At 69.8% G+C, this 14,422-nt stretch carries 12 protein-coding genes; 5 read left to right on the top strand and 7 right to left on the bottom strand.

Annotated features, from left to right (window positions below):
- Positions 1-90: 90 nt before the first annotated feature.
- The 4 genes from erpA to ACT3TZ_RS03640 all read left to right on the top strand — a co-directional run bounded on the left by erpA (position 91) and on the right by ACT3TZ_RS03640 (position 3,756).
- Positions 91-456: an iron-sulfur cluster insertion protein ErpA gene (gene erpA, locus ACT3TZ_RS03655; protein WP_444582036.1), complete on the top strand. Its 366-nt coding sequence runs from the start codon at positions 91-93 to the stop codon at positions 454-456.
- A 267-nt stretch (positions 457-723) separates the two neighbouring features.
- A complete protein-coding gene (gene ctaC, locus ACT3TZ_RS03650; protein ID WP_444582035.1) occupies positions 724-1,632 on the top strand; it encodes an aa3-type cytochrome oxidase subunit II in 909 nt (302 codons plus the stop codon).
- A gap of 74 nt (positions 1,633-1,706) precedes the next feature.
- Positions 1,707-3,338 (top strand): aa3-type cytochrome oxidase subunit I, encoded by a 1,632-nt coding sequence (ctaD, locus tag ACT3TZ_RS03645; RefSeq protein WP_444582088.1) that lies wholly within the window; start codon positions 1,707-1,709, stop codon positions 3,336-3,338.
- 1 nt (position 3,339) lies between these two features.
- Positions 3,340-3,756: a cytochrome c oxidase subunit 4 gene (locus ACT3TZ_RS03640; RefSeq protein ID WP_444582034.1), complete on the top strand. Its 417-nt coding sequence runs from the start codon at positions 3,340-3,342 to the stop codon at positions 3,754-3,756.
- 871 nt (positions 3,757-4,627) lie between these two features.
- Here the strand turns inward: ACT3TZ_RS03640 and qcrB are convergent.
- The 4 genes from qcrB to ctaE form a co-directional block, all read right to left on the bottom strand.
- Complete coding sequence (gene qcrB, locus ACT3TZ_RS03635; protein ID WP_444582033.1) at positions 4,628-6,289, bottom strand: cytochrome bc1 complex cytochrome b subunit; 1,662 nt, start codon at positions 6,287-6,289, stop codon at positions 4,628-4,630.
- A 6-nt stretch (positions 6,290-6,295) separates the two neighbouring features.
- Positions 6,296-7,345, bottom strand: a complete 1,050-nt coding sequence (gene qcrA, locus ACT3TZ_RS03630) for a cytochrome bc1 complex Rieske iron-sulfur subunit (protein WP_444582032.1) — start codon at positions 7,343-7,345, stop codon at positions 6,296-6,298.
- A 14-nt stretch (positions 7,346-7,359) separates the two neighbouring features.
- Positions 7,360-8,160, bottom strand: a complete 801-nt coding sequence (gene qcrC / locus ACT3TZ_RS03625) for a cytochrome bc1 complex diheme cytochrome c subunit (RefSeq protein ID WP_444582031.1) — start codon at positions 8,158-8,160, stop codon at positions 7,360-7,362.
- A 70-nt stretch (positions 8,161-8,230) separates the two neighbouring features.
- Positions 8,231-8,911, bottom strand: coding sequence for an aa3-type cytochrome oxidase subunit III (gene ctaE / locus ACT3TZ_RS03620; protein WP_444582030.1), 681 nt, complete (start codon positions 8,909-8,911; stop codon positions 8,231-8,233).
- Positions 8,912-9,185: 274 nt separating this feature from the next.
- Between ctaE and trpD the strand changes: the two genes are divergently transcribed.
- Positions 9,186-10,250: an anthranilate phosphoribosyltransferase gene (gene trpD / locus ACT3TZ_RS03615; protein ID WP_444582029.1), complete on the top strand. Its 1,065-nt coding sequence runs from the start codon at positions 9,186-9,188 to the stop codon at positions 10,248-10,250.
- Between the two features lie 36 nt (positions 10,251-10,286).
- Here trpD and ACT3TZ_RS03610 read toward each other — a convergent pair whose 3' ends face one another.
- The 3 genes from ACT3TZ_RS03610 to ACT3TZ_RS03600 form a co-directional block, all read right to left on the bottom strand.
- Positions 10,287-10,571 carry an Lrp/AsnC family transcriptional regulator gene (locus ACT3TZ_RS03610; RefSeq protein WP_444582028.1) on the bottom strand — a complete coding sequence of 95 codons (285 nt, stop codon included), beginning with the start codon at positions 10,569-10,571 and terminating at the stop codon, positions 10,287-10,289.
- A 161-nt stretch (positions 10,572-10,732) separates the two neighbouring features.
- Positions 10,733-12,391 (bottom strand): DEDD exonuclease domain-containing protein, encoded by a 1,659-nt coding sequence (locus ACT3TZ_RS03605; RefSeq protein WP_444582027.1) that lies wholly within the window; start codon positions 12,389-12,391, stop codon positions 10,733-10,735.
- A 130-nt stretch (positions 12,392-12,521) separates the two neighbouring features.
- Complete coding sequence (locus tag ACT3TZ_RS03600; RefSeq protein WP_444582026.1) at positions 12,522-14,360, bottom strand: AMP-dependent synthetase/ligase; 1,839 nt, start codon at positions 14,358-14,360, stop codon at positions 12,522-12,524.
- Between the last annotated feature and the right edge of the window lie 62 nt (positions 14,361-14,422).

Genomic DNA, 14,422 nt, shown 5'->3' with positions numbered 1-14,422 from the left:
CCGCGGCCGGCGACGCGCCTGCTCGGACCCCACCGGCCGTCAGGGCGAGGGCGTACGCTGGTGGTACCCGTCAGCCAGGAGGTTCCCACCATGACCACTACGACCACCGAGCGCACCGAGACCACGCCGGCGCACGGCGTGACGCTCACGCCCGGAGCGGCCGCCAAGGTCGACTCCCTGCTCGCCCAGGAGGGCCGGGACGACCTGCGCCTCCGCATCGCCGTGCAGCCCGGCGGCTGCTCCGGCCTCATCTATCAGCTCTACTTCGACGAGCGCGAGCTCGACGGCGACCTCGCGGTCGAGTTCGAGGGCGTCCACGTCGTCGTCGACAAGATGAGCGCCCCGTACCTCAGCGGCGCCGTGATCGACTTCGCGGACACCATCGAGAAGCAGGGCTTCACCATCGACAACCCCAACGCGCAGAGCTCCTGCGCCTGCGGCGACTCGTTCAGCTGAACCCGCCAGCGGGCCGCACGCGGCGCTCCGTCCCGACCAGATCGGGCGGACGCGCCGGGCGCGGCCCGCGCCGAGTCGTCCCGCGGACCGCGTATGATGACGACGTGCCGTCAGGTCCTTTGCGTCACCCGCGTCCCGTGCCCACGGCGTCGCGGTCCGGCCCGGGCCTGCGGACCCTGCCCCTCGCCCCCTGAACACCCACGACCTCCCGCCTCGTCGCCCGGCCTCCTCGGGCGCGGCAGGAGAGTCAGAGCGGAAGGTCTCCTCGTGACTCCCCAGGCCCCACCCCGCCGCACGCGCGCACCGCGGATCGCCGCGGGCCTCGCGCTCGTGACACTCGTGCTCGCCGGGTGCACGGACGCCCAGAAGCGCGGCTACCTGCCCGGCGACTCGGACCACGAGGTCACGAATCAGACCGGTCGGATCATGCGCCTGTGGGACGGCTCGTGGATCACCCTGATCATCATCGGCCTCATCGTGTGGGGCTTCATCATCTGGTGCGCGATCGCCTACCGCCGCCGCAAGGGCGACACGGGCTTCCCCGTGCAGGTGCGCTACCACGTGCCCCTCGAGCTGGCCGCCACGCTGCTGCCGGTCGTCATGGTGCTGACCCTCTTCTACTTCACGCAGCAGGACGTCGCGGAGATCGAGCACATCGACGCTGATCCCGACGTGACGGTCAACGTCGTCGCCAAGCAGTGGAGCTGGGACTTCAACTACGTGGACGAGGACGTCCACGAGCCCGCGGGCGTGCAGTCCTTCGACACCGGTGAGCCGGGCGCGGCGGAGTCGCTGCCCACGCTGTACCTCCCGGTGAACAGCACCGTGAAGTTCACCCTCGACTCCCGGGACGTCGTCCACTCGTTCTGGGTCGTGGACTTCCTCTACAAGAAGGACATGTTCCCCGGGCACACCAACTCCTTCCAGGTGACCCCGACCAAGGAGGGGACCTACGCCGGCAAGTGCGCGGAGCTCTGCGGCGAGTACCACTCCGACATGCTCTTCAACGTCAAGGTCGTCTCCCAGGCGGAGTACGACCAGCACATCCAGGATCTGCGGGACCAGGGCAACACCGGTCAGCTGGGTCTGGATCTCAACCGCGAGCAGAGGGACTGGAGCATGCGGGAGAAGGCCGACACGGCCCAGCAGAACAAGATCGAGGAGGACTCGAAGTGACCACGGACACCCCGGTCGCCCCGCCCGTGCGGACGGCGCGCTTCGAGCCGACCCGGCCGACCTCGCTCGGCCGCATGTTCTTCAACCTGCTCACCACGACCGATCACAAGCTGATCGGCATCATGTACATGGCGATGTCCTTCGGGTTCTTCTGCTTCGGCGGGATCCTGGCGCTCATGATCCGTGCAGAGCTCTGGGAGCCCGGCCTGCAGGTCGTCGTCTCCAAGGACCAGTACAACCAGCTCTTCACGATGCACGGCACGATCATGCTGCTGATGTTCGGGACGCCGCTGTTCAACGGGTTCGCGAACTTCCTGGTGCCGCTGCAGATCGGCGCCGTGGACATGGCCTTCCCGCGCCTGAACATGTTCGCCTTCTGGCTCACGCTGTTCGGATCGCTGATCGCCGTGGCGGGCTTCCTCACCCCTCAGGGTGCGGCGTCGTTCGGCTGGTTCGCCTACGCGCCCCTGTCGGACACGACGTTCTCACCAGGTCTCGGAGGTGATCTCTGGGTGTTCGGCCTCGCCTTGTCGGGCTTCGGCACGATTCTCGGCTCGGTCAACTTCATCACCACGATCATCACCATGCGCATGCCCGGCATGACGATGTTCCGGATGCCGATCTTCACCTGGAACGTCCTCATCACCGCGATCCTCGTGCTGATGGCCTTCCCGCCGCTGGCCTCGGCGCTGTTCGCCCTGGGCGCGGATCGCAAGTTCGACGCGCTGATCTTCGATCCGGCCAACGGCGGACCGATCCTCTGGCAGCACCTGTTCTGGTTCTTCGGGCATCCCGAGGTGTACGTCCTGGCGCTGCCGTTCTTCGGGATCGCCTCGGAGATCCTGCCTGTGTTCTCCCGCAAGCCGATCTTCGGCTACAAGACGCTCGTCTACGCGACCACGGCGATCGCGGCCCTCTCGGCCACGGTCTGGGCCCACCACATGTACACGACCGGCGCGGTCATGCTCGACTTCTTCAGCTTCATGACGATGCTGATCGCCGTGCCGACCGGCGTGAAGTTCTTCAACTGGGTGGGCACGATCTTCCGCGGATCGGTGACGTTCGAGACCCCGATGCTCTTCACGCTCGGGTTCATGACGACGTTCCTCTTCGGCGGCCTGACCGGCGTCATCCTGTCCAGCCCCGTCCTGGACTTCCATCTCTCGGACACGTACTTCGTGGTGGCGCACTTCCACTACGTCATCTTCGGCACCGTCGCGTTCGAGATGTTCGCGGGCTTCTACTTCTGGTGGCCCAAGATGTTCGGGTACAAGCTCAGCGAGAAGATCGGTGTCGTCCACTTCTGGCTGCTGATGATCGGCTTCCACACGACGTTCCTCATCCAGCACTGGTTGGGCGTCATGGGTGCACCGCGCCGCTACGTCAACTACCTGGCCGAGGACGGCTTCGAGTGGATGAACCAGATCTCCACCGTGGGCGCCTTCATCCTGGGCGCCTCGACGCTGCCGTTCTTCCTCAACGTCGTCCTCAGCCACCTGCGCAGCCCGCGGATCACGGTCGACGACCCCTGGGGCTACGGTGCGTCGCTCGAGTGGGCCACCTCGTGCCCGCCCCCGCGTCACAACTTCACCGAGCTTCCCCGGATCCGCTCCGAGCGCCCCGCGTTCGACCTGCACCATCCGGAGGTCGCCGCGGTCGACCACATCCTCCACGAGGAACCCGTGAAGAACAGGAGCACCAACTGACATGCGCAGCACATCGCGGATCTTCGGGATCCTGTTCCTCTTCTTCGTGATCGTCGGTGTCGTCTACGGCATCCTCGGTGCGATGTACGCCCCGATGGGCATCGAGCCGGTCGGCTTCGCCGCGATCCTCATGGGCGGCGGCATGGCGCTCATGATCGCCGCGGTCACCGCGCTCAACGCCCGCAGCCACAAGGATCGTCCCGAGGACGACGAGAACGCCCCCGTGTCGGCCGACGCCGGCATCCAGGGCAGCTTCGCCCCCTACAGCTGGTGGCCCCTTTACACGGCCATCGCCTGTGCGCTGGTGTTCCTGGGCGTGGCAGCCGGATTCTGGATCTCCGCGCTGGGCGTCGTCGTCGCGATCTACGGCATCACCGGGTGGGTCATGGAGTTCTCCCGCGGGCAGCACGCCCACTGAGGTCCTGACGGCATCCGGGCGCCCGCAGCACGGATCCCACCACCGAGCCCGGCCCTCCCATGACGGGAGGGCCGGGCTCGTGCATCTCCGCCTGTCCCGCGGGTGCCCATGGGGTTCCGACCGCGCCCGGCGATGCGCGGGGATCCGTGCGGGTCACCCTGCCGAGGCGGGCACGGTCGCGCGGCACGGGCGCGGCCAGGGGCGCGGGCGGCCGGCCTCCGTCTCCAGGAGCGGGCACGTTCTCCGGCAGGGTGGGCGACCACGATCCGATGGGCACGGAGCGACCGTCCGATGCGATGAGCTCCCGGGTGCGGCAGCGCGCAGGAGACCTCCGCACCGTGGAACGCACGGGAGCATCCGGTCAGCGTGCCGCACAGAGGCATCGCCGGCGCACGCGCGTCGTGCTGGAGGCGTCTGCGTTCCGCGCCCTCGATCCGAGGCAGCGGGCATCTGAGCGGAGACACCGCTCTCAGCGGCGCGATCGCGGCGTCGCGGGGGCGGTTCAACGCCCGGGACGGCGCCGCGGGACGGCTGCGTCCCGGGATGAGGCACGAGCACGTCGGCGAGCGGGGCCCCGTGCGCCGTCGCCGCGGTGGGGATGCGGCATGCGGACACGGGGACGGATGGCTCGAGCCGCGGCGCAGGCACGTGCGGCCGGCCCTGTCCGCGCCCTCACGGGAACGGGGAGCCCGGTGCCCCCCCCCACGCGTCCTCACCGGCACGTGCTCGGCATCCGCACCTCGTTCGTCCACCACCGCATCGCGGTGCGGGAGGAGCGCGATGCGGGGTCGATGCCCGTGATCGGCACCGACGCGGGAGGGCCCGGGAGCAGAAGCTCCCGGGCCCTCCCGGTCGTGATGTCGAGGCGGTGTCAGTTGGACTGGTGGTCGCCCGAGGACTCGATGACGCGGTCGATCTTGTGGGTCTCGTGCCGCCCGTGCTCGAGGGCGTGGTGCAGCTCCTCGGGCGTGACGGGCTCGACGTAGTCCTTGAAGAAGAACGACGTGGCGCGGGCGCGGAGCCCCGAGACGCCCTTGCCGGCCTTGAGGGGACGGAACTGGTCGACATCCACGAGCACCCAGCGCTCGTAGTCGTCGAGGGGCTCGTGGATCTCGAGCATCTCGCCGTTGTCCATGCGGACGACCTTGGAGGTCTCCACGCCGTGCAGCGCCAGACCGCGCTTGTGGCGCTGGATCGACAGGCACAGCCGCTTGGTGATGTAGAAGACCAGCACCGGGACCACGAAGATCGAGATCCGGTACAGCCACGTGAGGTCGTTGATCGACAGCTTCAGAGCCACGGCCAGGAGGTCGTTGGTGGCACCCAGGCACAGGATGAAGTAGATCGAGATCCAGGCGACGCCGAGGCCGGTGCGGACCGGCACGTTGTAGGGCAGGTCCAGGACGTGGTGCTCGCGATTGTCGCCGGTGACCCATGCCTCGAGGAACGGGTACAGCGCCAAGAAGGCGAGGAACACCGCGTAGAAGCCCATCGGGATGAGCATGTTCAGCGAGATCACGTACCCGAAGATCGTGAACTCCCATCCGGGGATGAGTCGCAGGCCGCCATCGGTGAAGAGCATGTACCAGTCGGGCTGGGATCCCGCGGAGACGGGGGAGGGATCGTAGGGTCCGTAGATCCACACCGGGTTGATCGCGGTCGTCGCCGAGATCAGCGCGATGATGCCGAAGACCAGGAAGAAGAAGCCACCGGCCTTGGCGGTGTACACCGGGAACAGCGGGAAGCCGACGACGTTCTTGTCGGTGCGGCCGGGGCCGGGGTACTGGGTGTGCTTGTGGGCCACGAGCATCGCGAGGTGCAGGGCGATGAGCCCGAGGATCGCCGCCGGCACCAGCAGGATGTGGATCGTGAACAGGCGCGGGATGATGTCGTGCCCCGGGAACTCGCCGCCGAACAGCCAGAACGAGAGGAACGGTCCCACGAGCGGCATGGCCAGCATGAGGCCCTCGACGATCCGCAGGCCGTTGCCCGAGAGGACGTCGTCGGGGAGGGAGTAGCCGGAGAAGCCGGCGACCAGGCCCAGAACCATGAGGCTGAAGCCGACGAGCCAGTTGATCTCGCGGGGCTTGCGGAACGCCCCGGTGAAGAAGACGCGGAACATGTGCACGAAGATCGCGACCATGAACACGAGCGCCGACCAGTGGTGGATCTGGCGGAACAGCAATCCGCCGCGCACCTCGAAGGAGATGTGCAGCGTCGACTCGAAGGCCTTGGAGACGTGCAGGCCCTGGAGGGGCTCGTACACGCCGTCGTAGATGACCTCGTCCATCGAGGGGACGAAGAACATCGTGAGGAAGGTGCCCGAGATCAGCAGGATCACGAAGCTGTAGAGCGCGACCTCGCCGAACATGAAGGACCAGTGGTCCGGGAAGATCTTGCGCGCGAAGAACTTGACGAGGCCAGCGCCGCCGACGCGGTCATCGATCCAGCGGCCGCCCACGGCGCCCAGGCGCACGGCGCGGCCGGGAGCGGCGCGCTCCGTCTCGCGAGGAGGGGTCTGTGTGGTCGTCACGAAGGATCACTTCTCCTTGTGGAGGTCCCAGAAGCTGGGGCCGATCGGGGATGGGAAATCGCCCGTGGCGACGAGGTAGCCCTCGGCGTCCACCTCGATCGGGAGCTGGGGGAGCGGGCGGTGCGCGGGGCCGAAGATCACCTTGGCGCCATCGGTGACGTCGAAGGTCGACTGGTGGCACGGGCACAGCATGTGGTGGGTCTGCTGCTCGTAGAGCGCCACCGGGCAGCCCACGTGCGTGCAGATCTTCGAGAACGCGAGGATCCCGTCGTAGCCGTGCGCGAGGCTCTCGGGGTCCTGGCCGATCGCCGGATCGATGCGGACGATGACGGCCGCGGCCTTGGCCCGCTCCTCGAGGTAGTCCTCGGTCTCGTGGGTCAGGCCGTCGGGCATGATGTGGAAGATCGAGTTCATCGCCACGTCGGCGGCCTTGATCGGCGTGCCGTCGTGGTCGCGGGTCAGGCGGAGCCCGGCCTTCCAGAACGTGTGATGGAGCTTGTTGCCCGGCAGCGGACCCATCGTCGACAGGGGCGCGAGGACCGCGATCGGCAGCACCGCGAACGCCCCGACCATGGCCGTGACGATCAGGGGCCGACGGGCGATCCCGGACTCCTGGATGCCGTCGCCCAGGATCTTGACGGCCGCCTTCTGCGTGGCCTCGTTCCCGCCGAGCTCGTGACGCTCCTCGACCATCTCGTGGTCGGGCATGAGGGTCTTGGCCCAGTGGACCGCGGCCGCACCGATGAAGAACACCGAGATCGCGAGCCCGAGGCCCGTGAAGAGGTTGTTCCAGCGGACCGCCTGCATCGTGCCGGGCTCGGCGAGCAGGTTGGTGTTCAGCGGCGAGAACAGGAAGTACGACGCGACGAACAGGACGGTGCCCAGGATGGAGATCACGAACATCCCGGCGACCACGCGCTCGGCGCGCTTCTCGGCCTTGGGGTCGAGGTCCGCCTGGCGGTACTCGTGCGGGGGGAGCCCGGGATTGGGGAACAGCGTTCCCGACTCCCGCGCGGAGATGGTGGCCGTGCCGGCCTTCGAACCCTGCGTCGTCATGTCCTTGTCCGTGCTCACTTGGCCTTCGCCCCCAGCCAGACGGCACAGCCGACGAGCAGCGCGAGACCGATCGTCCAGACGTACACGCCCTCGGTGACGGGACCCAGGGACCCGAGCGAGAGGCCGCCGGGGGAGCCGTTCTTCTCGATGGCGTCGAGGTAGGCGATCACGTCGCGCTTCTCCTCGGCGGAGATGTTGGCGTCGTTGAAGACGGGCATGTTCTGGGGGCCCGTCTCCATCGCCTCGTAGATGTGGCGGGGATCCACGCCGGTCAGGGGCGGGGCGTACTTGCCGTGGGTCAGCGCGCCGCCGGCGCCCGCGGCGTTGTGGCACATGGCGCAGTTGATCCGGAAGATCTCGCCGCCGACGACCGGGTCGCCCTTGCTGGCATCGACCGCCTCGTCGGTGGGGATCGACGGGCCGGGGCCGAGAGAGGCCACGTACGCGGCCAGCTGCTCGGTCTGCTTCTCGTCGAACTGCGACGGCTTGGCCTGGGCCTGGGGTCCGCCAGCCTGCATGGGCATGCGGCCCGTGCCGACCTGGAAGTCCACGGCGGCGGCGCCGACGCCCACCAGCGAGGGGCCGATCGTGTTGCCGTCGGCGTCGGTGCGACCCTGACCGCCCGTGCCGTGGCAGGTCGCGCAGTTGGCGACGAAGAGCTGCTGTCCGGCGGCGATCTCCTCCTGGGAGGAGCCCTCGGCCTCGGCGGCGCGCGGCTGGAAGGCGGTGTAGATGCCGCCCGTCGCGACGAGCGCGAGCAGGAGGATCACGAGATACGCCATCGGGTGGTGACGGTGCTGGCTGAGAGCCTTCACGGGTCGGACCTCGATTCGGTGGGGGAGTGCAGGGAAGGGATCGGCGGGGATGTCGGGGCGGGAGCGCCGATCAGAAGAACGACCAGTTGAACGGGACGGCGGAGGTGAAGATCGGGTCCATCAGGTAGACCACGAAGAACAGCCCGATCCACACCACGTCCACGAAGTGCCAGTAGTAGGAGATGCAGATCGCGCTGACCTCCTCGTGGTGCCCGAAGTCGTCGGCCGCGAAAGCGCGGGCCAGGACGAACAGGAAGGCGATCAGACCGCCGAGCACGTGCATCCCGTGGAAGCCGGTGGCGATGAAGAACACCGAGCCGAAGGGCGAGGAGGACAGCGTGACGCCGGCATGGACGAGCTCGGTGTACTCCAGGGCCTGACCCGAGACGAAGACCGCGCCCATGATGAAGGTCAGCGTGTACCACTCGACCATGCCCCAGCCGGCGAGGTTGAAGATCGAGCCGGTCCGGGTCTTGCGGCGCTGCTCGGCGGCGAACACGCCGAACTGGCAGGTGAAGGAGCTCAGCACCAGGATGACCGTGTTGGTCAGGGCGAACCCGAGCTTGAAGTGGCTGTGGCCCTCGTAGAACTGCTCGGGGACCATCGAGTGCAGCGTGAAGTACATCGCGAAGAGCCCGGCGAAGAACATCAGCTCGCTCGAGAGCCAGACGATGGTGCCGATCTGCGTCGCGTTGGGGCGGTTCACACCGACTGCATGCGATGCACGAGGAGGGAGGGTCGCAGTAGTCACAGGCTCATTATGTCGTGTCGTCAGAACGTGTGGGACCAGGACACGACACCCGGTGCCACGTGAGGGGCTCGCCACACAGGTTCGGAGCGCGGGTTCCGCGGTGCCGGGCCGGCAGAGATGCGGAGCTCGTGGGCGGGACGCGCGGGGCGAACCCTAGGGGCCAGGTCAGCATATCGGCTCCCCGGGGGTCGCGGATCCCGGACGCGCCCCCGGACACGTCTCGCGGGACGATCCCGACCCGACCTCCGGGGCCCGTGGATGCGATGATGCCGACATGACGGAAGCCACCTCCACCTGGCCCCTGCTCACCTCACAGCTCGTGCGCGGCGAGGACCTCTCCGCCGGGCAGGCGGCCTGGGCGATGCACGAGGTGATGGACGGTCAGGCGACCCCGGTCCAGCTCGCCGCGTTCCTCGTGGCCCTCGCCGCCAAGGGTGTCGTGGGCGAGGAGCTGACGGCGCTGGCCGATGCCATGGTCGAGCACGCCGTGCCGCTGACGGCGCCCGCGGGTGCTGTCGACATCGTGGGCACGGGCGGCGATCTCGCGCACACCGTCAACATCTCGACCATGTCCTCGATCGTCATCGCGGCCTCCGGGCGTCCCGTCGTCAAGCACGGCAACCGGGCATCGACGTCCCGGTCGGGCTCGGCGGACGTGCTCGAGGTGCTGGGGGTGCGCCTGGACCTGCCGGCCTCCCGCGTCGAGGAGCTGGCCCACGAGGTGGGGATCACCTTCTGCTTCGCGCAGGTCTTCCATCCCTCGATGCGTCATGCGGTCGACGCGCGCAAGGGACTCGGCATCCCGACCGTGTTCAACGTGCTGGGCCCGATCACGAACCCCGGCAGGCCTGCCGCCTCGGCGGTGGGGGTGGCGGACCCCGCGATGGCCCCCGTGGTCGCCGAGGTGTTCGCACGGCGCGGCACCTCGGCCCTCGTGTTCCGCGGGCAGGACGGGCTGGACGAGCTGACCGTGGGCGCTCCCTCGGACGTCTGGGAGGTCATGGGCGGCACGGTCACGTCCCGGGTGCTCGATCCGCTCGCGCTCCTCGGTGTCCCGCGCAGCCCCGTCGAGGCCCTGCGCGGGGGCAGCGCGGAGGACAACGCCCGGGTCGCGCGCGAGCTCTACGCCGGCGCCGAGGGGCCCGTGCGCGACGCCGTGCTCCTGAACACGGCTGCCGGGATCATGACCGCCGATGCCGCAGGGGGATCCGTCGACGCCCGCCGGGTGCCCTTCGAGGACCGGTTCCGCGCCGCGCACGCCGAGGCCGCCGAGGTGCTCGATGCCGGGGAGCCGGCCCTCCTGCTCGCGCGCTGGGCCGAGGCCTCCCGGCGGTCCTGAGCGGTCCGGTCGCCCTGCGCCCGTCACGCGAGGGCTTCAGTCCTCCGGCTCGCCGAGGCTGAACCCCTCGCCGAGGTCCTGGGCCGAGTACGTCTCGAAGGCGATGTTCGTGGACGTGTCCAGGACGCCGTCGACCTTGCCGATGGCATCGGCGATGACGCGGGCCAGCTCGTCGTGGCGGCGCACCGTGACGATCGCGACGAGGTCGACGTCCCCGGTCACCGAGTAGACGGTCTGCACCCCGTCGAGACCGGCGACGGCGCGGGCGACCTCCGGGATGCTGTCGCTGCGGACGATGATCGAGACGATCGCGGTGATCATGGGGAGTCCTTGTCGCTGGGGGGGGGGGGACGGTGCTGTCGCAAGCCTAGAGCCGTCGGGCGCCGTGCTGCGTCCGTCGGGGGCGGTCGTCGCGCCCCCGGCGTGCCCGGATGCGCCCTCGCGAGACTTCCGGGAGCTCGTCGACGGGTGCGGGGGTGCGATCAGCTCGCCGCCGCGCGGTAGCGGCGCTGGAGGGCCTCGGTGTCGAACCGTGCGCGGGCCGGCTGCGCCCAGCTCCCGTCGGACAGGACGATCCTGACGTCCTGGCCCGCGAGCCACCCGTGCAGGATCTCCGCCTCCTGGTGGTAGCCCTGGCACAGCGGCGTCACGAGCTCGGCCTCCCCGGTGCTGGTCGCCGCCAGCGCCCGGGCCACCGCGACCGGATCCGCGCCGGCGGCCACGACGGACGCCCCGGCGAAGCGTCCCCCGCGGACGGCGAGCAGCTCCCACCCGGGACGCATCGGGGCGGGCGCCGGCGCGGGTCGCGCCGCGACCAGGATCCCGACCCGCGCGAGGGCGCGCAGGCGACCGGCACGACGGGCGGCGTCGAGGTAGGTCTGGACCCGTCCCCGCAGCGCCTCGGCGTCCTCGTACCGCCCCAGCCCCGCCAGGGTGCGCAGACGCCCGACGACATGGTCGAGGACCTCGGTGGGATCCTCGATCATGGCGCGCCGGAGGCGCTCGTGGTGCGCCGCGTCGGGCCGTGCACGATCGGTCCCCTCGAATGTCGTCGCGCGCCCCATCACGGCGTCGTGCAGCAGGCCCCGCAGCGCCTCGACGTCGTGCCGGGAGCGCAGGGGACCGATCTGCGCGGACCCGTCGTCCTCACCGCGCGCCAGACGTGCCCCGCGCAGACCCTCACGGCCGGCGCCGAGGCGCAGCCATGTCGCCTTCTCCGGGCGCAGGCCGTGCCGATTGGCGGGGGGCTGCTCGGCGGCGATCACCCGCAGCTCGCGGACCGCGGCCTCGGTGGCCGTGGCGCAGGTGATGGTGCGGATCTCGCGGGCCCGGGGCAGCATGTCGAGCACCTTGCGTCGGGTCTCGGCGGCCGTGAAGTAGGTGCGCACGCGGGTGCGGAGGTCGCGGCTGGTCCCGACGTAGAGCACCGCCCGGTGCTCGTCGACGAACTGGTAGACGCCCGGACCGGACGGCACGGAATCCGCGAGGTGCTTCTGGCGCATCTGCACCGCGGACACCTTGCGGTGGGCCGAGGCGAGGTCCTCGAGCGTGCTGACCCCGCGGGCCGAGAGCCGCTCGATGATCGCGTGGAGGACGTCCACGGTCGCGCGGGCGTCCGAGAGCGCCCGGTGGTCGGGGGTCGTGGTCGCCGAGACGTGCGCGGCCAGCGTGCCCAGGCGGTGGTCGCGCACCTCGTCGCGGCCGAACGCCAGCCGTGCCAGACGCAGCGTGTCCAGCACCGTGGGGGAGGGCCATTCCAGGTCGATGCGGGCGGCGCTCGCGGTGAGGAAGGACAGGTCGAAGCGCGCGTTGTGCGCGACGAGGGCCGCACCGCGGGCGAAATCGAGGAACATCGGCAGCACGGTGTCGATCGCGGGTGCGCCGCGGACCGTGGTGTCGGAGATGCCGGTGAGCGCGGCGATGTACGCCGGGATCGGACGTCGCGGGTCGACGAACGTCTGGAACTCGCCGATCACCTCGCCGCCGCGCACGTGCACCGCGCCGATCTCGGTGATGGCGTCCGAGGAGGCGCTGGTCCCTGTCGTCTCGAGGTCGACCACCACCAGGTCGGCCTCTGCGAGCGGCGTCCCGAGGTCGTCCAGCGAGAGCTGACGGTGGCGGGCGCGGGGGACGGTGCTCATGGTCCCCACGGTAGGCCGACGGGCCGACGGACGAGGCCGGTGCATCGTCCGCACCGGCCTCGTGGATCCTGCGACGCGCGAGGCGTCGCCCTCGGCGCCCGGCCCTCGCACGAGGGCGGGCACGGAGGACTCAGCGCTCGCCCGCGTGCTGCACGCCGCTGCCCGCGGCGGGCTTGGGGCCGGAGTACAGGTGCTCGATCACGTCGGAGTAGTCCTTGACCACCACGTTGCGCTTGAGCTTGAGCGAGGGCGTGAGGTACCCGTTCTCCTCGGTGAAGTCGGTGTCGATGATCTCGAACTTGCGGATCGACTCGGCACGCGACACGGACGTGTTGGCCCGGTCGATCGCGGCCTGGACGGCGGCGCGCACGGCATCGTCCTTCGCGGCCTCGGCGATCGTGAGCTCAGGACGGCCGTGGTTCTTCAGCCAGGTCGGGAGCATCTCGGGGTCCAGCGTGACGATGCACGCGACGAAGGGCTTCTGATCGCCCACGACGACGCACTGGCTGATCAGCGGCTCGGCGCGGATCTGGTCCTCGAGCGCGGCCGGCGAGACGTTCTTGCCGCCCGCGGTCACGATCAGCTCCTTGGAGCGTCCGGTGATCGACAGATAGCCCTCGTCGTCGAGGGAGCCGATGTCCCCGGTGCGGAACCAGCCGTCGTGCAGCGCCTCGGCGGTCGCCTCGGGGTTGCCGTGGTAGCCGGCGAACACCATCACGCCCTTGACGAGGATCTCGCCGTCGTCGTCGATCGCGACGGTGCCGCCGGGCAGCGGCGGCCCCACGGTGCCGACCTTGACGTTCCACGGCGTGTTCACGCACACGGGCGCCGTGGTCTCGGTGAGGCCGTAGCCCTCGAGGATGGTCACGCCGACGCCGCGGAAGAAGTGCGCGAGACGTGCCCCGAGCGGCGCGCCGCCCGAGACGGCCCAGGAGACCTGCCCGCCCATGGTGGCCCGCAGCTTGGAGTAGACCAGGCGGTCGAACAGGGCGTGGCGAGCACGCAGCGCCAGACCCGGCTTCGAGGTCGAGAGCGCCTCGGAGTAGGCGACCGCGGTGTCGGCAGCGGCGCGGAAGATCTTCCCCTTGCCCCCGGCGATGGCCTTCTGCTCGGCGGCGTTGTAGACCTTCTCGAACACGCGGGGCACGGCCAGCAGGAACGTCGGGCGGAAGGACTGCAGGTCCCCGACGAGATTCTTGGTGTCGGGGGTGAAGGCGGTCGTCACCCCCCAGCTCGAGGCGAGCACCACGAGCAGGCGTGCGAACACGTGGGCCATCGGCAGGAACATGAGCATGCGCGAACCGGGGGGCACGACGCCCTCGCCGAGCAGGCCCAGGGCGTTGCGGGAGGTGTCGACGAAGTTCGCGTGCGTCAGCTCGGCGCCCTTGGGACGTCCCGTCGTGCCCGAGGTGTAGATGATCGTCGCGATGTCGCGGGCGCCGCGGCTGGTGCGCGCGGCCTCGAGCGTCTCGTCGTCGATCGCGCGCCCCTTCTCGGTCAGCTCGGCGATCGCGCCGTCGTCGAGGGTCACGATGCCCTCCAGCGCGGGCAGCTCGGTGCGCACGGAGGCGACGTCCTCGCCATGGCGCCGGGTCTCGACGATCGCGAAGCGCGCCCCGGAGTCCCCGAGGATCCACTGGATCTGGGAGGGGGAGGACGTCTCGTACACGGGGACGGACAGACCGCCGGCGAACCAGATCGCCCAGTCCACGAGCGCCCACTCGTACCGCGTGCGGGACATGATCGCGACGCCGTCGCCGCTGCGGAGACCCAGGGCCAGGAGACCCTTGGCGAGCGCGCGGGCGTCCTCGACGAAGGCACTCACGGCCACGGGCTGCCAGGTGTCCGGCGCCGTCGCGCGCTCGAAGATGGGGATGCTCCCGAAGCGCTCCAGGCGCCCCAGCAGCAGGTCGGTCGCGTTCTCGTCATCCCGTGCCGTGGCGATGGCCGCCGTGCCGAACTGCTTCACGTGATCTCCTTCGATCCGTAGGGGAGGGTCCCTGGAGTCTACGGTGTGCGCGACCACTAGCA

It is taken from the genome of Brachybacterium sp. AOP25-B2-12, assembly GCF_052378625.1.
In the GTDB taxonomy this organism is placed as follows: domain Bacteria; phylum Actinomycetota; class Actinomycetes; order Actinomycetales; family Dermabacteraceae; genus Brachybacterium.
Note: the sequence above shows the minus strand (reverse complement) of the source record. Positions and strands in the feature narration are given on the sequence as shown.

What these genes read in the sequence shown, in the direction of transcription:
- erpA (WP_444582036.1), top strand. Translation starts at nt 91, where the DNA reads ATGACCACTACGACCACCGAGCGCACCGAGACCACGCCGGCGCACGGC.
- ctaD (WP_444582088.1), top strand. Translation starts at nt 1,707, where the DNA reads ATGTTCTTCAACCTGCTCACCACGACCGATCACAAGCTGATCGGCATC.
- ACT3TZ_RS03640 (WP_444582034.1), top strand. Translation starts at nt 3,340, where the DNA reads ATGCGCAGCACATCGCGGATCTTCGGGATCCTGTTCCTCTTCTTCGTG.
- qcrA (WP_444582032.1), bottom strand. Translation starts at nt 7,345, where the DNA reads ATGACGACGCAGGGTTCGAAGGCCGGCACGGCCACCATCTCCGCGCGG.
- trpD (WP_444582029.1), top strand. Translation starts at nt 9,186, where the DNA reads ATGACGGAAGCCACCTCCACCTGGCCCCTGCTCACCTCACAGCTCGTG.
- ACT3TZ_RS03610 (WP_444582028.1), bottom strand. Translation starts at nt 10,571, where the DNA reads ATGATCACCGCGATCGTCTCGATCATCGTCCGCAGCGACAGCATCCCG.
- ACT3TZ_RS03605 (WP_444582027.1), bottom strand. Translation starts at nt 12,391, where the DNA reads ATGAGCACCGTCCCCCGCGCCCGCCACCGTCAGCTCTCGCTGGACGAC.